The sequence below is a fragment of the Kitasatospora sp. NPDC088264 genome (assembly GCF_040685715.1).
Taxonomy (GTDB): Bacteria; Actinomycetota; Actinomycetes; order Streptomycetales; family Streptomycetaceae; genus Kitasatospora.
Genome location: NZ_JBFBIR010000027.1, coordinates 32369 through 51773, shown reverse-complemented (window position 1 = coordinate 51773; position 19405 = coordinate 32369). Strand labels below are relative to the sequence as shown.

Here is a 19405-nt window from a genome sequence, read left to right as displayed (position 1 = left end):
TACTGAGGAGGTTCCTTGTCCCGTATATCCACGCTGGCCGGAGCGGTCACCTGCGCCCTCGCCCTCGTCACCGGTAGTGCTGTCGCGGCATCGGCAGCGCCGATAGACCTGGCGCCGGGTGCGGCGGCCGAGGCGAAGGTCGCCGCTGTCAACTGGACCCCGTGTAACCCCGACCCGAGCAAGCCGGACCCAGGTATCTACGACTGTGCCGTGTACCCGGTTCCGCTGGACTATGACAACCCGTCGGGTGAGAAGATCGGCATCGCCATGATGCGCCGGCGGGCGAGCGACCCGTCCAAGCGGATCGGCTCGCTGTTCCTCAACCCGGGCGGCCCGGGTGGTAGCGGCTACCTGTGGGCGACCACCACCCGGTTCGGTACCGAGGTGCAGTCGCGCTTCGACCTGGTCGGTTTCGACCCCCGTGGCGTGGCCCGGAGCAACCCGCTCAAGTGCTTCAAGACCCAGGAGGACGCCGACGCGGTCAACGGCCGCATGGTCGGCGTGCCGGTCACCAAGGCCGAGATCAACGAGACGCTGGACGCGGACCAGGACTACACCGACGCGTGCAGCAAGAACGCCGGCCCTCTGATCGAGCACATGTCGACCATCAACGTGGTCCGCGACCTCGACCGGATGCGCCGCGCCGTCGGCGACTCCCAGCTCAACTTCGCCGGGTTCTCCTACGGCACCCTGATCGGCGCGACCTACGCCGGGATGTACCCGAACAAGGTGCGCACGATCATCGTCGACGGCAACGTCGACCCGAACCTGCGCCTGCACGACGGCCTGGAGTACGACCGTCAGCGGGCGGGCGGCTTCGAGCTGGCCCTGGACGAGTTCCTGAAGCGCTGCCAGGCCGCCGGCGCCCCGCGCTGCGCCTTCGGCGAGGGCGACACCCGGGCCAAGTTCGACCAGCTCCGCGACCACCTGCGGACCAGCCCGGTCACCCTGCCGAACGGCTCCCAGGTGACGCTGAGCACCTTCACCAGCGAGGTGGCCAGCGCGCTGTACTCGCAGGCCAAGCTGGCGCCGCTGGCCAAGTCGCTGCAGGCGACGTACCAGCTGGTCCAGAAGCCGGCCGCGAACACGCTGATGGCGCCGAAGGCGACCGTCTCGGACGACGACGCCAACATCCTCGCGGTGAACGCCCCGCGGGCGCTGCGTGAGGCCCCGGCCGACTCCGAGTACACCGCCGACGACTCCTACATGGGCGTCAACTGCCAGGACAAGCCGTACCCGTCGAACGACCGGGTCTTCCCGAACGTCGCCAAGGCCTGGGAGAAGGAGTCGCCGACCTTCGGCCGCTACCAGGCCTTCGACGCGCCCGCCTGCGCGAGCTGGCCGGCCCCGGCCCGGGACGCCGAGCGCTTCAGCGGCCCGTGGAACAAGAAGACCTCGAACACCGTCATGGTGATCGGCAACCTCTACGACCCGGCCACCCAGTACAAGTTCGCCCAGCGGATGCAGCAGCAGCTGGGCAACGCCGTGCTGGTCAGCGTGGACTCGATCGAGCACTGCGCCGTCGGCCGCAGCCAGGCGCTGAACGCGCTGGTCACCCGCTACCTGGTCGACGGCACCGCGCCGAAGCCGGGCCAGCTGCTGAAGCCGGACGCGGCGATCTTCCCGGCGGCCTGACGGGGCCGAGCGGCTGGCCGGTGCCGGCCCGCGCGGCCCGCAAGGCCCGCCCGGCAGGACTGGCCGCGCGGCCCCCGGAGGCCTGAGGTACGTGTGAACGGATGTGGTGGTCGGCGGCGCCGGCCACCACATCCGCGTTTTCCGGCCGAGCCCCCGGAGGACGGCGTGAACGCGGATGGCCGTGCGAAAGCGGATGACGGCGCGAACCGGGTATGCGGCGTGAATGCGGCGGTGGATCGCCATCCGGCCCTCCTCGGAAACGAGTTCATCTCGGATTCTTCTCGGATGTCGGGGACCGTAGCCGATACCACTGACAATCGGCCGCCGGGCCCGCAGCGGCCTGGGACCTGCGCTGATTCGCCGAAAATGACGTACTGTCACACTAGTTCGTTAAAGGATTCCCACCCTCGAATACCTGTGTTAGCGTGCCGCCGCCAGCTTCTCTCATCGCCGAGAAAGTGAGGTCGGGCCATGGAGGGCGCATTCTCCCGACGGGGATTCCTGGGCACCGCCGGTGCGGCGGCCGGGGTGTCCGCCGGCTCGACGGGCACGGCGCCCGCGGCCGGGGCGCGCCGGGAGCCGCCGGAGGGGCGGTCGGTCCGGCCGGGCGATCCCCGCTACCGGACGCTCGGCCAGGGCTTCAACCAGCGCTGGCGCAGCAGCCCCGCCCACATCCGCCTGGTGGCCGACGAGGCCGACGCCGTGGGCGAGTTGAACCGGGCGCTGGACCACGGGATGCGGCCGACCGTCCGCGGCGGCGGCCACTGCTACGAGGGCTTCGTCGACAACGACGGGGGCGTCATCCTCGACCTCAGCATGATGCGGGGTGTCGCCGCCGCCACGGACAAGTTCGGCCGTCCGACGTACTGCGTGGAGGGCGGGGCCACCAACTGGGACGTCTACACCACGCTCTTCCGCGCGTACGCGGTGACGCTGCCGGCCGGGTCCTGCTACTCGGTCGGCGCGGGCGGGCACATCTGCGGCGGCGGGTTCGGCCTGCTCTCGCGGCGGCACGGGCTCACCGTGGACCACCTGGTCCAGGTCGACGTGGTCACCGTGCGGGGCGGCACCGCTGTGGTGACCAGGGCGCACCGCGACGACGGCGAGGGCTCCCCGGAGGCGGACCTCTTCTGGGCCCACACCGGGGGCGGCGGCGGGAACTTCGGGGTGGTGCTGCGCTACCACTTCGCGGTCGGCGTGCCGAAGCCGCCGCCCCGGGTCTGGCTCAGCAGCGTCGCCTGGCCCTGGGGCGAACTGGTGGAGCGGCCCGGCGACTTCGAGACCCTGGTGCGCAACTTCGGCGCCTTCATGGCCGAGCACAGCGGCCCGCGGGAGCCGACCTACCAGGGCCTGTTCGCGATCCTCAAGCTCACCCACCGCTCCAACGGGAACGTAGTCCTGGTGAGCCAGTGGGACGGTGACGACCCGGGGCCGCTCGACGCGTTCCTGGCGGCCGTCGAGCGCGGGATGGCGACGCGGTCGGTGGTCCAGACCCACAGCGCCGGCGGGCTGTTCCTGCCCTACCCGGAGAAGCGTCGCCAACTGCCCTGGTTCCAGGCCACCATGACGCTCAACCCGTCGGGCGACAACCAGCGCGGCAAGTACAAGTCGGCCTACCACCGCGAGCCGTTCAGCCGGGCCCAGATCGCCACCTTCTGGGACTGGCTGGTGCGGGAGGTCGAGGGCGTGGACCTCACGAAGACGCTGGTGCAGATCGACTCCTACGGCTGCCGGATCAACACCCGCGGGCCCGAGGAGACCGCTGTCCCCCAGCGCGACTCGATCATGAAGCTCCAGTACCAGACGTACTGGACCGACGAGGCCCAGGACGCCGACCACCTGGCGTACCTCGGCGGGCTCTACCGGGACGTCTACCGGGAGACCGGCGGTGTCCCGGAGATCGACACCGCGACGGACGGCGCCTACGTCAACTACCCGGACGTCGACCTGGGCACGGCCGACCAGCCGGACCCGGCCTACCAGCGGCTCTACTACAAGGGGAACTACCCGCGGCTGCAGCGCACCAAGGCGTACTGGGACGGCGCGGAGGTGTTCCACCACGCTCAGTCGATCACCCTCCCCGGGGCCTGACCGGGAGGGGGCCCGCCACCGGATGCGCGAGCCGCCGTAGGGGCGCAGGGTCGAGGTATGAGCGGAGTGGTCGTGCTGGTCGAGCTGGAGCCGTCCACCGAGGTGCTGGACGCGGGCGAGGTCGACGTGGGCGCGCGGATTCGCTGGGTGCACGCGGCGCCGCCGGATCCGGACGTGCCGGAGGATCCGGGGCCGGTGACCTTCTGCGGCCTCGACACGGCGGACCTCGAACGGGAGTCCTACCGCCCGGCCGGGCCCGGCGAGCCGTGGTACCCGCCGTCCCAGCGCACCCGGCGGTGCCGAGCCTGCGAGGCGGTGCTCAAGGCACCCTGAACGGGCTCGCGGAGCGCGGCCGGTTCCACCACCGGCCGCGCCCGGGAGCGCGGGCCCGCCCGACCGGACAGGCCCGCCCGACCGAACGGCCCGGACAGGCCGGACAGGCCGGCGTACCCCCGGGCCACCCCTACGCGGCCGGCTTCGCCGCCTCCTCGACGATCCGCCCGTCACGCAGCTCGATCACCCGGTCGGCGAGTTCCATCAGCGTCGGGTCGTGGGTGGCGACCACCACGGTGACGCCCTCGCTGCGGACGACGGCGCGCAGCAGCTGCATGATCGAGCGGCCGGTCTCCGAGTCCAGCTGGCCGGTCGGCTCGTCGGCGATGATCAGGCCGGGCTCGTTGGCCAGCGCGCGGGCGATGGCGACGCGCTGCTGCTGGCCGCCGGAGAGTTCGCCGGGCCGCTGGTTGGCCTGGTCGGCGAGGCCGACGAGGGCCAGCAGGGTGTGCGCGCGCTCCTCGCGTTCGGCGGCCGAGACCTTGCGCAGCCGCATCGGCACGCCGACGTTCTCGGCGGCGGTGAGCATCGGGATCAGCCCGAAGGACTGGAAGACGAAGCCGATCCGCTCCCGCCGCAGGGCGAGCCGGCCGTCCTCGTCCAGTTCGGCGAGGTCGGTGCCGTCCAGGGCGATGCTGCCGGCGGTCGGGGCGTCCAGGCCGCCGACCAGGTTGAGCAGGGTGGTCTTGCCGGAGCCGGACCGGCCCTTGAGCGCGGCGAGTTCGCCGCGGCCGACGGTGAAGGAGACGCCGCGCAGCGCGTGCACGGTCCGCTCGCCGGTGCCGAAGCTGCGCCGGAGGTCGGTCACGGCCACCATCGGGGCGTTGGTGGTGGCGGTGGCCTGAGGCTGCGTCATTGAGGCTTCCCCCTGTGTGTGTCTACCCAGTGTCTACGGACGGGTGGCGCCACGGGTTCACGGTTTCGGGCGGCGATTTCCGGGGTGCCGGTCGGCGTTCCCAAAGGCGTGCTGTGGAGCCTGAGTTATGAAATGTTCATGGCATTCTGGCGGGCGCCCGAAGTGCAGGTGCTGCCAATGCAAGGAATTTGCTCATTACTTACTTGTTAGCGCAAGTCCCTTCCGTTCCTGGATCGAATCTGACAGAGTCGTCCGCTATCCGGTGATCAAATGCCGGTGATCATTGCGTTGATGTGCCCTAAGTGTGTCCATTCGTGGCCGAGTTGTGACCGAATCGGATCGATGAACGGGGCTGGGACGCGACCTGGGGACGTAAAGACCGGGGAGGAACTTGATGCTCGGCTTCGTCGTGCGCCGACTGCGCGGGCGACTGCCGCTGGCTGCCGCCGTGCTGCTCGCTGTACTGATCACCACGGCCGTGCTGACCGCGCTGGTGGCGTTCAACCGCAGTGTCGGCGAGGCCGGTCTGCGGCAGGCGCTCCAGGGGCCAGGACATGCTCGGACCACGGTCGTGGTGACCGCCGAACACGGGCTCGACCAGCGTGCGAAGGACGAGGCGGAGCTCGCCGCCTACCGCGGCAGGCTCTTCGGGGACCTGCCCGTGCGCACCGACAGCCTGCTGCGCAGCCGCTCCTACGGCCTGCCGGACGGTGCCGGCACCACCGGTACCAACGGGACCAGCGGCGCCACCAGCACCAGCGGCGCCCCCGGGTCCGCGGTCCCCGGACCCGGGACCCAGCCCGACCTGACGGTCCTCGCCGACCTCGACCGCGACCGGGCCCGCCTGCTCGCCGGCGCGTGGCCCGCCGCGGCCTCCGGCCCGGTTCAGACCACCGCCCCGCAGGTCGCCGTCCCGCAGACCATGCTGGCGCGGCTCGGCCTCACCGACCAGGCCCTGCCCGCCGATGTGCAGGTGGCGGACCGCCTCGGCGGCAAGTCGCTGACCGTCCGCGTCACCGGCGTCTACCGGGCCGTCGACCCGACCGACGCGTACTGGCGCATCGACCCGGTCGGCGGCCACGAGGTCGAGGTCAGCGGCTTCACCACCTACGGCCCGATGCTGGTCGACCAGAGCGCCTTCACCACCGGCGGGTTGGTGCAGAGCAGCCGCAGCTGGCTGCTCGACGCCGACTTCGCGGGCATCGGTCGCTCCGCGGCGGAGGCCATGGGCGACCGCGCCCAGGGCCTCGCCGACGACCTGCAGACCCGCGCCAGCATCAGCTCGCGGACCGAACTGCCAGACATCCTGCGCGAGTTGTCCTCCAGCATGATGGTCGCCCGGACCACCCTGCTGATCGGCGCCCTCCAGCTGGCCGTGCTCGCCGTCGCGGCGCTGCTGCTGGTCGTCAACCTGATCGCGACCCGGCAGACGGCCGAGAACGAGCTGCTCGCCGCCCGCGGCGCCTCCGGCGCCCGGCTCGGCGCCTTCACCGCGACGGAGTCGCTGCTGCTCGCCCTGCCCGCCGCGCTGCTGGCCCCCCTGCTGACTCCGTTCCTGGTCCGCGCCCTGGCCGGCTTCGGGAGCGACCACCAGGTGCCCCTGGACACCGGCATCAGCTGGTCGCTCTGGCCGATCGCCGTGCTCTGCGCCTTCGCCTGCGTCCTGCTGGCCAGCCTGCCCAGCCTCCTGCGCGGCGCCGGAGCCGCCCTGCGCAGCCGCTCCGGCCGCCGCCAGGCCCTGGTCTCCGGCATCGCGCGCAACGGCGGCGACCTCGCCGTGCTCGCCCTGGCCGTGCTCGCCTACCAGCAGCTCAGCCAGTACGGCGGCGGGCTGTCCACCGACTCCTCCGGCCGGCTCGGCGTGGACCTGCTGCTGGTCGCCACCCCGACCCTGGCGCTCTGCGCCGGCACCCTGGTGGTGCTGCGCCTGCTGCCGCTCGCCGCCAGGCTCGGTGCCCGGGTGGCCGCGCGCGGCCGTGGCCTCGGCCCGGCCCTGGTCGGCTGGCAGCTGGCCCGTCGGCCCGCCCGTGCCACCGGCCCCGTGCTGCTGCTGGTGATGGCCGTGGCCACCGGCGTGCTGGCGCTCGGCCAGCACGCCACCTGGACCGCCTCCCAGCGCGACCAGGCCGCCTTCAACACGCTCGGCGGCCTGCGGATCTCCGCCTCGCACAACGCCCTGATGGGCCAGGGCGGCCGCTACGGCGCGCTGCCCGGCGGCGACCGGCTGGTCCCGTTGGTGCGCGAGGAGCAGTCCCTGCCCAACGGCAAGGGGCAACTGCTCGCCGTGGACACCGCCGCCTTCGCCGAGCGCGTCCCGGTCCGCTCCGACCTGCTCGGCGGGCGCACCCGCGAGGACCTGTTCGGGTCGCTCGCCCAGCCCGCCCCCACCGGGCCGCAGGCCGGCCTGGAACTGCCCGGCCACCCGCTGCGGATCGACGCGGAGGTCACCGTCCAGCAGCCGGAGCAGCAGGCCGGGACGCCCGGCGGCAGGACTGGTCCGTCGCTTCACCCGGAGGCCAGGTTGCTGCTGCGCGACCGCTTCGGCATGATCCACAAGGTCTCGCTGGGCACGCTCCCGCTGACCGGCGACGCCAAGGTCTCGGCCTCGCTGACCACGCTGGTCGACGCCCCGCTCGGCTCGGCCGCCGCGCCGTTGACCGTGGTCGGCGTGATCGTCGCCTTCGGCGACCGGTCCAACGGGGAGCTGACCGTCCACCGGCTGTCCGTCTCCGACAGCGCCGACGGCCCCGCGACCGCCGTCCAGGTGCCGGCCGGCTTCGGCTGGACGGCGACGGCGCCCCCCGTCCGGGCCATCGGCGACGTGGTGCCCGGGCCGGCCGCCGTCCTCGGATCCGAACCGACCGGCGCCGACCGCTTGTTCACCATCCGCTACCGCTTCGCCAACGGCCTCGGGGACATGGTCCGCGCCGTCCTCCAGCCGACCGGGACGAGCGTGCCGGCCACCGTGTCCGGCATCGTCACCCGCGACTACCTGAAGGTCGTCGGCGGCTCCGTCGGCGACACCGTCCAGGTGCCGTTCTCCGGGATCGTCCTGCCGGTCAAGATCACCGCCGTGGTCGACGCCCTGCCGGCGGCCGGCCTCAACGCGCTCATGGTCGACCTCTCCACCACGGCCCGGCTGCTGGCCGCACAGGGCGGCGAACTGCCCAACCGCGCCGAGTGGTGGCTGCCCGCCACCGGCCCCGGCGACCGGACCCCCGCCGAGGCCGCCGCCGCACTGCGCGCCGCCCCCGGCGCCCAGGACGTCCAGCTTTACGAGGAGGCCGTCGAGGACCTGCTCAGCGACCCGGTCGGCGCCGCTCCGCAGAGCGCGCTCATGGTCATCGCGGTCGTCACCGGGGTGCTCGCCGCGATCGGCTTCGGCGCCGCCGTGGCCGCCTCCGCCCGCGAACGCTCCCGGGACTCCGCCCTGCTGCTCGCGCTGGGCGCCCGCCGCAAGCAGGTGACCCGCACCATGGCCGCCGAACAGGCCCTCCTGGTCGCCCTCGGCGGGGCCGTCGGACTGGCCCTCGGCACGCTGCTCGTCCACCTGATCGTGCCGTTCGTCGTGCTGACGCCGGCCGCCCGCCGCCCGACGCCCGGGGCGCTGATCGAGCTGCCGCTCGGCCAGGCGCTACTGCTCACGGCCGCGATCGCCGTCGTTCCCCTGTTGTCGGCCTTCCTGATCGGACGCCGCCGTCGAGACGTGGCCGCCCGGCTGCGCCACGTGGAGGAGATGTGACCACCAAGGCCGGGACCACCGTGCCCACCCCTTCGCCCGCGCCCGCCCACGGCCCCGCGCCCTGGGTCCGCACCCGGCTGCGCGCGACGCCGCTGGCCACCCTGCTCATGGCGGCGCTCGCCTTCGTCACCGTGTTCATGGCGGCGGCCTTCCCCCGCGTCGTCGACCGGGGCGCGGACAGCGCCCTGCGGGACTTCGTGCACCAGAAGGGCGTCAACGCGACCAGCCTGCAAGCCACCTCCGAGCCGAACCTGAGCGACCCGACCTCCGCTCTCGACGACGTGCAGCAGAAGCTGACCGCGGAGATCGGCCGGAACCTGCCGCTCACCGAGACCAGCCAGCTCTACGGCAGCCGGGCCAAGTCCCCGCGCAAGATGTTCAACGAGGGCTACGCCCGTCTCTCCGACCATCCGCCGGTGCTCGGCCTGCTGTACCTGCACGGGCTCAAGGAGCTCGTGACCCTCACCGACGGCGTCTGGCCGGGCCCCGCGGCCGAGGGCGCACCCCTGCCGATGATCGTCAGCCAGAAGGCCGCCGAGACCATCGGCGTCAAGCTCGGTGACGTCGTCGACAACGGCAGCGACCTGACCGGCCGGACCCGGTCCACCGTGGTCGGCTTCTACCGCGTCAACAACCCCACCGACCCGACCTGGGACGACATCGGCTGTCCCGCCCGCGCCTGCCTGGAGGGCCAGGGCACGGAGCTCCACTGGGCGACCACCGGTTTCGTCGGCGACAGCGGCCTGCACCAGCTGATCCTCTGGGGCAACGGCGGCGTGAACTTCTGGCGGCTGCCCGTCGACTCCGGCGCCCTGCGCGCCGACCAGCTGGCCGAGACCCGCGCCACCGTCGGCTCCTACCTGGTCGGGCGCGGCGCCACCACCCTCGCCGACGTGACCAAGCGCCCGGACCTGCACGTCACCTCGCTCCTGCCCGACGTCTTCACCCGGGCCACCGCCCGCTACGACGCCGCGGCCCCGCTGGCCGCGATCGGACCGGCCGGAGTGGCGGGGGTGGCCGTCGTGGTGCTGTGTCTCGCGGCGGCCCTCACCGCCGACCGGCGCACCGCCGAACTCCGGCTGCTCCAGGCCCGCGGCGGCTCGCGCGGCGGCATCCTGCTGCGCCTGCTCGGCGAGGGCGCGGCGACCGTGCTGCCCTCCGCCCTGCTCGGAACGGCCCTCGCCCTGGTGCTGCTGCCCACCCCCCGGTGGGGCAACGCCCTGCTCACCGCCCTGGCGGTCACCCTGATCGCCGTGCTGGCCTTCCCGGCGCGCGCCGCCGTACTGCTGTCCCCGCCGAAGGCCGTGGCCGGCTGGCGCCGACTCGTCGGCGAACTCGCCGTCCTGGCCGTCACCGCCGCGGCCGTGGCCGAGGTCCGCCGCCGCGGCGTCGCCCCCGGCAACGGCCTGGACCCGCTGCTGGTGGCCGCCCCGCTGATGCTCGCCCTCACCGGCGGCCTGCTGCTGGCCCGGATCCAGCCGCTGGTGGTCGGCTGGCTGGCCGCCCTCGCCGGGCGTGGCCGCGGCCTGATCGGCTTCCTCGGCCTGGCCCGCGCCGCCCGCGACAGCTCGGGCCGCCGCCGGCCCTCCGCGCTGCCGCTGCTCGCCCTGGTGATCGCCGTCACCACGACCGGCTTCGGCGCCACCGTGCTCGACACCGTGGACAGCGTCCGGCTGCGCGCCGGCCGGATTGCCACCGGCGGTGACGTCTCCGTCACCCTGCCGGTCTACGCGACCCTGCCGGAGGCGTTCACCACGGCCGCCGCCGAACTGCCCGGCGTACGGGCCGCGACCGGCGTGTGGGTCGAGCCCGGGGCCTTCTTCACCGGCGCCGACGGCGACTCCACCTCGGCCATCCTCGTGGTGGCCGAGCCGAAGGCCTACGCCGAGATCGCCCGGACCTTCGGGGTGGGCGAGTTCGACCCGGCGGTGCTCGCCGGCACCCCCGGCGGCCCGGACACCCCGGTGCCGGCACTGTTCAGCAGCGGCCTGTCCAAGCAACTGGCCGGCGGCCCGCCCCGGCTGCGCACGCCCAACGGGGGCCAACTGCGCACCACCGTCGCCGGGATCGTCACCGGCACCCCCGCCCTGCCGGACCCCGGCAAGCCGTTCATGGTGGTGCCTGTCGGGCCCGCCTCCGAGCGCCTTCCGGAGCTCAAGCGGACGAACAAGTGGCTCTCCGCCGGCAACGTCGACGCCGGCCAGGTCAGGAACCTGCTCCTGGACCGGGGCCTGACCACCGCCACGGGCCTCGCCAAGCTGATCCGGGACGAGGCCGTGGCCGCCGGCAAGGGCAGCTACGGGCTGCCCCCCGGGTACACGGCCCGCAGCAGCCACGAGGTGGCCGCCACGCTCGCCGCCGACCCGCTGCAGCGCTCCGCGGAACGCCTGTTCTGGTACTCGGGTGCCGCCGGCGCCGGGTTCGCCCTGCTGGCCGTCCTGCTGACACTGGTCCGGGCCGCCCCCGAGCGCACGGCCCTGCTGGCCCGACTGCGCACCATGGGCCTGCGGCCCCGGCAGGGGCTGGCGCTGATCATCACCGAGACGCTGCCGCAGGCCCTGGTGGCGGCCGTCGGCGGCGGGCTGGTCGCGCTGGCGGCGGTCGGACTGCTCGGGTCGGCCTTCGACCTGTCGGCGCTGGTCGGCGCCAACGTCGGCGACGTGCTGACCCCCGTCCTGCTGCCGGTGCTGCTCCCCACGGCGGGCCTGGCGCTGGTGGTCTGCCTCGGGGTGGTCCTGGAGGCGGCCGTCTCCGGCCGGCGCCAGATCGCCACCGAACTGCGGGCGGGGGACCAGCGGTGAGGGCGGGAGGAGCGGTACGGGCCGTGACACCGGCGCCGGCCGCCGGGACCGTGGGGACCGTCAAGGTCGTCGAGATTTTCAGGACCGTCAGGACCTTCAGGACCGCCAGGACCTCTAGGACAGTCAAGACAGGAGACGAGCGGTGAAGAGCACTCCCCAGGAGCAGCCGGTCGCCGAGGCCCCCAGCTTGCAGGAGCTCCGGCAGCGGGCCCTCGCCGCCGCCTCGCCCAAGGCGTACGGCGAGGGCGCGGCCATCGTCTGCGACCGGCTGGTGCGGATCTTCAGCGCCGAGGGCGTCGAGGTCCAGGCGTTGCAGGGCTTGGAGCTGACCATCCAGCAGGGCGACCTGGTCGCCCTGGTCGGTGCCTCCGGCAGCGGCAAGTCGACCCTGCTGACCATCCTGGCCGGGCTCGACGTGCCGACCGCCGGAAGCGCCACCGTCGCCGGCTGCGACCTGCTGGAGATGTCCGCCCGGGAGCGGCTGCGCTACCGGCGCGAGGTGGTCGGCTTCATCTGGCAGCAGACCGCCCGCAACCTGCTGCCCTTCCTCACCGCCGCCGAGAACATCGCCCTGCCGATGCAGCTGCGCGGGCGCCGGGCCGGGGCCGGGCGGGCCAAGCAGCAGGCCGACCGGGTGGCCGAGCTGATGGAGGCGCTGGAGATCGGCGACCTCGCCCACCGCCGCCCCAACGAGCTCTCCGGCGGCCAGCAGCAGCGGGTCGCGATCGCGGTGGCGATGGCCAACAACCCGCCGGTGCTGCTCGCCGACGAGCCCACCGGCGAACTGGACTCCGAGACCGCGGGGGTGATCTTCGAGTCCTTCCGCACCGTCAACCGCGAACTCGGCGCCACCGTCGTCATCGTCACCCACGACCCGATGGTCGCGGGCGAGGTGCGCCGCACGGTCGCCATCCGGGACGGCCGGACCAGCAGCGAGGTGCTGCGCCGCACCGTCACGGACGAACACGGCGAGGAGTCGGTCAACGAGCGCGAGTACGTGATGCTGGACCGCACCGGCCGGGTGCAGCTGCCGGTCAAGTTCCTGGAGGCGCTCGGGATGGAGCACCGGGTGGCGGTCGACCTCGCGGCCGACCACATCGAGGTCCGTCCGGACGACATCGCCGGGCACTGAGGCGGCGGGCACCGAGGAAGCGGGTGGGCGGCGGCCGTCGGGTCCGTCAGCTGTCGCCGCCCATCCGCTGGAAGAGCCCGCTGCCTTCGGCGTCCGCGCGCAGGTCGGGTGCGTCCTCACTGGCGCGCTCGCCCCGGGCGGTGGCGGTGCAGAGGGCGAAGACGAGCACTGCACTGGCCGCGACGGCGAGGATTCCGAGTGCGGTCAGGACGCGTAGCCAGGTCAAGGAAGTGCCTCCTGGGGACGGTGCGGAGGAACGCCGCCGGGGTTGTATCGGCAGTTCGGTCCGCACGGTCGAGTGTCCACAGGCGGTTCTTCCCGTCGTCCGCCGCGCGAGAGGTCGCCCGCGCGGGCGCTCGAAGCATCAGTAGGGCGCGTCACACTCCCTCGCGCGCCCCTGTAGGGGTGACGGTCCGGCCCTCCGAGGACGTGGCCAACGCCCGCAGCGCGTCGAGGTCCGGCTTCCCCGCCCCGGTCAGCGGGATCCCCGGCAGCACCAGGACGGAGTCCGGCGCGCACCGCGGCCCGACCCGCTCCCGGGCCCAGCGGCGCAGTTCCTCCGCCGTCGCCCGCGATCCCGGCCCGGTGACCACGGCCGCGTGCACCCGTTCCAGCCGGTCCGGGCCGGCCGTCGCGAACATCACCGCCTCCCGCACCTCCGGGTGCGCGCGCAGCGGCTCCTCGACGTCCCGGGGGAAGACGTTGTGCCCGTCCACGATCGCCATCGGGCGGCGCCCGGCCACCGTCAGATAGCCGGCCGCGTCCAGGCTGCCCAGATCGCCGGTGTGCAGCCAGCCGTCCCGCAGCACCCGGGCGGTCAGTTCGGGGTCGCGCCAGTAGCCGACCATCGCCGTCGGGGTGCGGACGCAGATCTCCCCGGTCCGGCCCGTCGGCAGCACCGTCCCCTCCTCGTCCACGATCCGCACCTCGGTGTCCGGGAACGGACGCCCGGCCGTCGCCAGCAGCCGCGGGTCCAGGTGCTCGTCCGGGCCCAGCCTCGTCACCGGCCCGCACTCCGTCAGGCTGTACGTCTGGTGCAGCACCCGGCCCAGCCGCCGCGTCGCCTCCGCCAACCGGCGCGGCGACGGCGGACAGCCGGTGTACGTGACGCGGCGCAGGCTGCCGGTGTCGGTCGCGCGCAGCTGCGGATGGTCCAGCACGTGGTAGAGCAGGTGCGGCGGCAGATACACCCGGGAGACCCGGAACCGCTCGATCGCCGCCAGCACCGCCTCGGCGGCGAAGGCCTCCTGCAACACCACCGTGCCGCCCGCCGCCAGCGCCAGATCCGCCGTCGTACCGCCGCCGTGGCACAGCTCCGTACAGAGCAGGAACGTCGAACCGGACAGGAGCGCCGGTCGCGGCGGCCGGGCGAACCGGCGCAGCACACCCTTCGGCCGGCCCGTCGTCCCGCCGGTGAACCGCACCGCCATCACGTCCTGCGGGCGGAACCGCGGGGCCAGCGGCTCCGGCGAGCAGGACGCGGCCGACGCCGACAGGTCCACCCCGAGCGCCGACGGCCCCAGCGCGAACAGGCCCGCCGAGGGCAGCGCCCGCGCGATCCCCGCGGCGGCGGCCCGGCAGCGGGCTGGATCGAAGACCAGCGCCGACGTCCCGGCGAACCCGGCCAGCGCCACCGACTCCCCGACCGGGCCGTCCGGATGCGGCATCGCGACCCGGCACCCCAGCAGGTTCGCGGCCAACCGCACCAGCACCGCCTCCGGCCGGTTCCCGGCCAGCACCGTCACCCCGTCCCCGCGCCCGAGCCCGGCACCCGCCAGCGCCCGCGCCGTCCGGTACACCCCGTCCAGGCACTCCCGGGCGGTCAGCGCCTCCTCCCCCCAGCGGATCGCCACCCGCCCCGGATCCCGCTCCAGCCCCGCCAACACCAGCCCGGTGTACGTCGGCCCCGACTCCGCCATGCTGCGGCCTCCTGTCTGATGGGACGTCAGCTTAGGGCGGGCGCGGTGGTGGAGTGGTGCCGGGGATCCCGGGTGCAGGGGCCGCTGCCGGGGCGTCCTGCCGTGACCGGAGCGGAGTGCCGTACCCGCGGCCGGGAGTTGTTAGGGTTCCCCGTCGGACAGGGACGGGGGACACGTGGGCACCAGCACGGGCACGGCCGAGGCGCCGGGCGGGCAGGGGGCCGAGGAGCGCCCGCACGGCGTCCTCGACCTGCGGGGCGTCGCGGGGGCGGCGTTCACCGTGGGCTACCCGCCCGATGCCGTCGTGGTCGTGTCGGGCCTGCCGGGCGCGGGCAAGAGCACGCTGCTGCGGCGCTGGTCCGGGGCGGGGGCGGTGCCGACCGTCGACCCGCGCGCCGTCCACGAGGCCTGCGAGGCGGTCATGCCCGCGCGCCTGCCGTACGCGGTCTACCGGCCCTGGGCCCGACTGGAGCACGTCCGGTTGCTGCGCGCCTCCGTGCGGCGCGGCGGGCCACTGCTGGTGCACGACTGCGGCAGCCGCGCCTGGATGCGCCGCTGGCTCGCCCGCGAGGCCGCCCGGCAGGGCCGGCAACTGCACCTGGTGCTGCTCGACGTCGGTGCCGCCACCGCGCTGGACGGCCAGCGCGCCCGGGGCCGCCACGCCTCCGCCCGGGTCTTCGCCCGCCACCGCCGGGGCCTGGACCAACTGCTCGCCGCCTTCACCCGCCACACGCGCTCCGGCGCGCCGACGCCGGCCCCGGAAGCGGCGTCCGTCCTGCTCCTCGACACCGCCTCCCGCTCCCGCGCCACAGCCGTCCACTTCGGCCCGGCCCGGTGAGGCCCCCGGCGGAGGCGGTGACCGGGAGCAGTGCCTGAGCCGCCGGGAGCGGTGAAGTCCCCTGGCCGGAGCGGTGGTCAGAGGAGGCCGAGGTGGGGGTCCACGGCGGCGAGTCGGCAGGTGGCGTCCCAGAGGCGGTCGGCGACGGCGCGGTCGGTCAGGTGGGGCTGGGCGGGTTCGAGGCGGGGGGCGCCGCGCAGGCCGAAGACGCGGGGGCCCCAGAGCTGGCCGCCCTGCGCCTGCGGGTCGAGGACGGCCCGGACGATCGGCCACGCGCCGTGGTCCTTGCCCTGGAGGAGGAGCCCGGCCGGCAGGCCGCGCAGCCCTTCGCCGACGGTCCGGGTGTGGACCGGCGGGCGGGGCGGGGTGAGCGAGTCGAGTGCGCCGCCGGGGTGCGCCAGCAGGCTGAGCACGGTGCTGCCGGCGGCGCGGAGGCGTCGGTCGAGTTCGAGGCCGAAGGTCATCTGCGCCAGTTTCGAACGGCCGTAGGCGCGTTTGGGCCGGTAGTCCACGGCCGACTGGAGGTCGTCGAGGTCCAGTCGCTCCGAGCGGGCCGCGAAGCTGCCGACCGTCACGATGCGGCCCGCCGGTGCGGCCGCGAGCAGGGGGGCCAGCCAGCGGGTGAGCGCGACGTGCCCGAGGTGGTTGGTCGCGAACATCAGCTCGTGCCCGGCGCCGGTCTCCCGGCGCGGCGGATCGTCCAGCGCGACCCCGGCGTTGTGGACGACCGCGTCGAGGTGGTCGAGGGCGAGCCCGTCCACGGCGGCCCGCAGGGAGGGCAGGTCGGCGAGGTCCAGCGGGAGGTGGCGCACCACGGCGCCGGGGACGCGGGAGCGGATCGACGCCATGGCGGCCCCGGCCCGACCGGCGTCCCGGCTGCCGAGCACGACCGTGGCGCCGGTCCCGGCGAGCTGCTCGGCGACGAAGTAGCCGATACCGGCGTTGCCCCCGGTGACCAGGACGCTCCTCCCGGCGGCGGCCGGCGGCCGGTGAACGTCCCACGGCCGGCTGCGGGTTGTGGACGACATGCTGATGACCTCCTGGCGAATTCGGGGCCGCCGGGACACCCGCGATTCGAGACCGCGGCCCCGCCGGCAGCCCCACGATCACAGGCCTGACCGGCAGATCGCTGACAGATCGCCGTCACCGCCGTCGGGCCTCAAGATCGTCGAACCGCCGGGTTTCGGGCCCGCGTCGGGTGGGGCCCTGCGAGACTGGGGTCAGCAGAGTTCGTCACGGAGAGAGGTCCGCATCCGCATGTCCAGCAGTGCCGCCGTCGACAACCCGTGGTTCCGCCGCTTCAGTCCGTCCGACTCCGCCCCCGCCCGGATCGTGATCTTCCCCCACGCGGGCGGCTCCGCCAGCTACTACATGGAGTACGCCAACGCGCTCGCGCCCTACGCCGACGTGCTCACCGTCCAGTACCCGGGCCGTCAGAACCGCTTCGCCGAACCGGCGATCGACTCGGTGCTGGAGCTCGCCGAGCAGCTCTACCGGGAGCTGCGCGACTGGACGGACCGGCCGCTGACCTTCTTCGGGCACAGCATGGGCGCGGCCGTCGCCTTCGAGACCGCCCGCTGCTTCGCCCGCGACGGCCTCCCGGGGCCCGAGCGGCTGTTCGTCTCGGCGGGCCGCGCGCCCTCGCTGCCCCGGGAGACCGCCGTCTACCGGCTGCCGGACGACGGGCTGCTCGACACGATCGTGCGCCTCGGCGGGACGGACGAGCGGATCCTCACCATCCCGGCGCTGCGCGAGCTGATCCTGCCGGCGCTGCGGGCCGACTACACCGCCATCGAGACGTACCGCTGCGCGCCGGAGGCGACCGTGCCGCAGCCGATCACCGCGCTGGTGGGGGAGACCGACCAGAACGCCACCGTCGACCAGGCGGCCCAGTGGGACCGGCACACCACCGGCGGTTTCGACCTGCGGGTCTTCCCCGGCGGGCACTTCTACGTGGCGGACCAGACCGCGGCCGTGGTCGAGGTGCTCACCGCGCACCTGCGCGGCTGAGCCGGCCGCGCCGGGGCGTGGACGGCGCTGGTGGAGCCCCGGACCGAGCGGCCGGGCGCGCCCGGCCCCGGTGACGCGCCCCGGCGGCTCGGCTACTGTGCCTGCGTGACGGGCCGTCAGCCGGGCCGCCGGCGGCGCCGTCAGCCGAGACCACCCACCCTGGAGGCCGCCATGCGCCGGATCGCCGTCGTCGGAGCGGGCCAGGCCGGCCTGCAACTCGCGCTGGGGCTGGTGGCGGCCGGCTACCAGGTGACGCTGGTCGCCGAGCGCACCCCCGAGCAGGTGTGCGGCGGGCGGGTGCTGTCCACCCAGGCGATGTTCGGACCGGCGCTGCGGACCGAGGCGGCGGCCGGGCTCGACCTGTGGGCGGGGGAGGCGCCGGCGGTCCGCGCCGTCCGGTCGGTGCTCGCCGTGCCGCCCGGGGTGCGGGCGCTGGAGTTCACCATGACGCTCGACGAGCCCGCCCAGTCGGTGGACCAGCGGCTGAAACTGGCGCGCTGGCTGGAACTGCTGGAAGAGCGCGGCGGCCGGGTCGAGTACCGCTCGCTGGACCGGGACGGCCTGTGCGAGCTCGCCCGCCGGCACGAGCTGACGGTGGTCGCGGCCGGGCGCGGCGAACTGGCCGGGGTCTTCGAACGCGACGCCGCCCGCTCGCCGTTCGACCGGCCGCAGCGGGCGCTGTCCTGCCTGTACGTCCACGGGGTGGGATCGCCGGATCCGGCCACCGAGCCGCGGGCGCGGATGCACGCGCTGCCCGGCCTGGGCGAGCTGTACCTGCAACCGGCCCTGACCCTCTCCGGCCCGTGCGCGATCCTGTTGTGGGAGGCGCTGCCCGGCGGGCCGCTGGACGCGTTCCGCGACGCCCCGGCGCCCGACGCCCAACTCGCCCGGATCCGCGCCCTGTTGCGCGAGTACCTGCCGTGGGAGGCGGAGCTGTGGGCGGACGCCGAGCCGACCGATGCCGGGGCCGGACTGTCCGGCGCCGTCACCCCGGTGGTGCGGCGGCCGGTGGCGGAGCTGGGCACCGGCGTCGACGCCGTCCACGTGCTCGGCCTCGGCGACGCGGTGGTGGTGAACGACCCGATCGCCGGCCAGGGCGCCAACAGCGCCGCGCGGGCGGCGCAGGCGTACCTGCGGGCGATCGTCGAGCACGGCGAGGCCCCCTACACCGCGGACTGGATGTGCCGCACCGCAGAGCGCTTCTGGCGGCAACACGCCCGGCACGCGGTCGAGTTCACCGCCGCGATGCTCACCGTGCCGGACCACGTGCAGGGTGTGTTCGCGGCCGCCGCCGAGCACGAGGCGGTCGCCCGCCGGCTCGCCAACACCTACGCGGAGCCGAGCGACCACGCCACCTGGCTGGCCACCCCCGACCTGACCGCCGCCTACCTCGCCTCGGTCCGCGACTAGGTCGTGTCCGACCCGCCCCGGGAGCCTCCGCGGTTGCCTCCGGGTGCCCCACGGGACGAGGCTGGAGGGGGAACGTCAACGGGGGCGGGAGGCGTCACTCGTGGACGGTCGCGGACCCGCGGGGCGTGCCGGCAGCGGCCACCGGACCGTGCCGCACACGGCGGACCTGCGGGTGGAGGCCTGGGCGCCGACGGCCGAGGGCTGCATCGGCGAGCTGGTGCACGCCGTCGTGGGCGGCTTCGCGGACCTCTCCGCCGCGCGGATCGTCGGCGAGCGCGGCTGCACCGTCCTCGCGGCGAGCGACGCGGACCTGCTCGCGGGCGTCCTGGAGGAGGTCGTCTACCGGATGGACGCCGACGGCGAACTTCCCGCCGGGCTGGCGCTCGGCCCGATCCGCGGTCTGGACGGCGCCCGGACGGTCGAGGTCCGCTTCCGGATGGCGGACGCCGCCACCGCGGCCCTGGTCGGCGCCGTGCCGAAGGCGGTCTCGCTGCACGACCTGGACCTGCGTGCCGGCCCGGACGGCTGGACCTGCCGGGTGACGGTGGACGTCTGAGCGGGCCGGGGGCGGCACCGAGCGGGACGGGCCGGGCACGGAACGCGGAACGGGCACGGAACGGGGTGAGCGAAGTGGAGAT

At 74.5% G+C, this 19405-nt stretch carries 14 protein-coding genes; 10 read left to right on the top strand and 4 right to left on the bottom strand.

What is annotated here, in order from left to right; all coding sequences use genetic code 11:
- Nucleotides 1-15: 15 nt before the first annotated feature.
- The 3 genes from AB0O82_RS21520 (at nucleotide 16) to AB0O82_RS21510 (ending at nucleotide 4059) form a co-directional block, all read left to right on the top strand.
- Nucleotides 16-1635 carry an alpha/beta hydrolase gene (locus AB0O82_RS21520; RefSeq protein ID WP_363585578.1) on the top strand — a complete coding sequence of 540 codons (1620 nt, stop codon included), beginning with the start codon at nucleotides 16-18 and terminating at the stop codon, nucleotides 1633-1635.
- Nucleotides 1636-2106: 471 nt separating this feature from the next.
- Entirely contained in the window at nucleotides 2107-3726 is a 1620-nt protein-coding gene (locus AB0O82_RS21515) for an FAD-binding protein (RefSeq protein ID WP_363585577.1), read from the top strand.
- Nucleotides 3727-3783: 57 nt separating this feature from the next.
- On the top strand, nucleotides 3784-4059 hold the full coding sequence (locus tag AB0O82_RS21510) for a hypothetical protein (protein ID WP_363585576.1): 276 nt from the start codon (nucleotides 3784-3786) through the stop codon (nucleotides 4057-4059).
- Nucleotides 4060-4189: 130 nt separating this feature from the next.
- On the opposite strand, the gene AB0O82_RS21505 is transcribed toward AB0O82_RS21510, so the two are convergent.
- On the bottom strand, nucleotides 4190-4915 hold the full coding sequence (locus tag AB0O82_RS21505; RefSeq protein WP_363585575.1) for an ABC transporter ATP-binding protein: 726 nt from the start codon (nucleotides 4913-4915) through the stop codon (nucleotides 4190-4192).
- Between the two features lie 394 nt (nucleotides 4916-5309).
- On the opposite strand from AB0O82_RS21505, the gene AB0O82_RS21500 reads away from it, so the two are divergent.
- The 3 genes from AB0O82_RS21500 to AB0O82_RS21490 all read left to right on the top strand — a co-directional run bounded on the left by AB0O82_RS21500 (nucleotide 5310) and on the right by AB0O82_RS21490 (nucleotide 12590).
- Nucleotides 5310-8657, top strand: a complete 3348-nt coding sequence (locus tag AB0O82_RS21500) for an ABC transporter permease (protein WP_363585574.1) — start codon at nucleotides 5310-5312, stop codon at nucleotides 8655-8657.
- Nucleotides 8654-11458, top strand: coding sequence for a hypothetical protein (locus AB0O82_RS21495; RefSeq protein WP_363585573.1), 2805 nt, complete (start codon nucleotides 8654-8656; stop codon nucleotides 11456-11458). Before AB0O82_RS21500 ends, AB0O82_RS21495 begins: the two co-directional genes overlap by 4 nt.
- A gap of 142 nt (nucleotides 11459-11600) precedes the next feature.
- Nucleotides 11601-12590, top strand: a complete 990-nt coding sequence (locus tag AB0O82_RS21490) for an ABC transporter ATP-binding protein (protein ID WP_363585572.1) — start codon at nucleotides 11601-11603, stop codon at nucleotides 12588-12590.
- 46 nt (nucleotides 12591-12636) lie between these two features.
- Here AB0O82_RS21490 and AB0O82_RS21485 read toward each other — a convergent pair whose 3' ends face one another.
- On the bottom strand, nucleotides 12637-12816 hold the full coding sequence (locus AB0O82_RS21485) for a hypothetical protein (protein ID WP_363585571.1): 180 nt from the start codon (nucleotides 12814-12816) through the stop codon (nucleotides 12637-12639).
- A 151-nt stretch (nucleotides 12817-12967) separates the two neighbouring features.
- Entirely contained in the window at nucleotides 12968-14509 is a 1542-nt protein-coding gene (locus tag AB0O82_RS21480; RefSeq protein WP_363585570.1) for an AMP-binding protein, read from the bottom strand.
- A 175-nt stretch (nucleotides 14510-14684) separates the two neighbouring features.
- Between AB0O82_RS21480 and AB0O82_RS21475 the strand changes: the two genes are divergently transcribed.
- Nucleotides 14685-15347, top strand: a complete 663-nt coding sequence (locus tag AB0O82_RS21475; protein ID WP_363585569.1) for an AAA family ATPase — start codon at nucleotides 14685-14687, stop codon at nucleotides 15345-15347.
- Between the two features lie 77 nt (nucleotides 15348-15424).
- Here AB0O82_RS21475 and AB0O82_RS21470 read toward each other — a convergent pair whose 3' ends face one another.
- Nucleotides 15425-16375, bottom strand: a complete 951-nt coding sequence (locus AB0O82_RS21470; RefSeq protein ID WP_363585568.1) for an SDR family NAD(P)-dependent oxidoreductase — start codon at nucleotides 16373-16375, stop codon at nucleotides 15425-15427.
- 229 nt (nucleotides 16376-16604) lie between these two features.
- On the opposite strand from AB0O82_RS21470, the gene AB0O82_RS21465 reads away from it, so the two are divergent.
- The 3 genes from AB0O82_RS21465 to AB0O82_RS21455 all read left to right on the top strand — a co-directional run bounded on the left by AB0O82_RS21465 (nucleotide 16605) and on the right by AB0O82_RS21455 (nucleotide 19323).
- Complete coding sequence (locus tag AB0O82_RS21465; protein ID WP_063346019.1) at nucleotides 16605-17357, top strand: alpha/beta fold hydrolase; 753 nt, start codon at nucleotides 16605-16607, stop codon at nucleotides 17355-17357.
- Nucleotides 17358-17462: 105 nt separating this feature from the next.
- Complete coding sequence (locus AB0O82_RS21460; protein WP_363585567.1) at nucleotides 17463-18767, top strand: styrene monooxygenase/indole monooxygenase family protein; 1305 nt, start codon at nucleotides 17463-17465, stop codon at nucleotides 18765-18767.
- 100 nt (nucleotides 18768-18867) lie between these two features.
- Nucleotides 18868-19323 (top strand): archease, encoded by a 456-nt coding sequence (locus tag AB0O82_RS21455; RefSeq protein WP_363585566.1) that lies wholly within the window; start codon nucleotides 18868-18870, stop codon nucleotides 19321-19323.
- Nucleotides 19324-19405 lie beyond the last annotated feature (82 nt).

Coding starts and splice junctions, on each gene's coding strand:
- AB0O82_RS21515 (WP_363585577.1), top strand. CDS start 2,107: ATGGAGGGCGCATTCTCCCGACGGGGATTCCTGGGCACCGCCGGTGCG.
- AB0O82_RS21510 (WP_363585576.1), top strand. CDS start 3,784: ATGAGCGGAGTGGTCGTGCTGGTCGAGCTGGAGCCGTCCACCGAGGTG.
- AB0O82_RS21505 (WP_363585575.1), bottom strand. CDS start 4,915: ATGACGCAGCCTCAGGCCACCGCCACCACCAACGCCCCGATGGTGGCC.
- AB0O82_RS21500 (WP_363585574.1), top strand. CDS start 5,310: ATGCTCGGCTTCGTCGTGCGCCGACTGCGCGGGCGACTGCCGCTGGCT.
- AB0O82_RS21480 (WP_363585570.1), bottom strand. CDS start 14,509: ATGGCGGAGTCGGGGCCGACGTACACCGGGCTGGTGTTGGCGGGGCTG.
- AB0O82_RS21470 (WP_363585568.1), bottom strand. CDS start 16,375: ATGTCGTCCACAACCCGCAGCCGGCCGTGGGACGTTCACCGGCCGCCG.
- AB0O82_RS21465 (WP_063346019.1), top strand. CDS start 16,605: ATGTCCAGCAGTGCCGCCGTCGACAACCCGTGGTTCCGCCGCTTCAGT.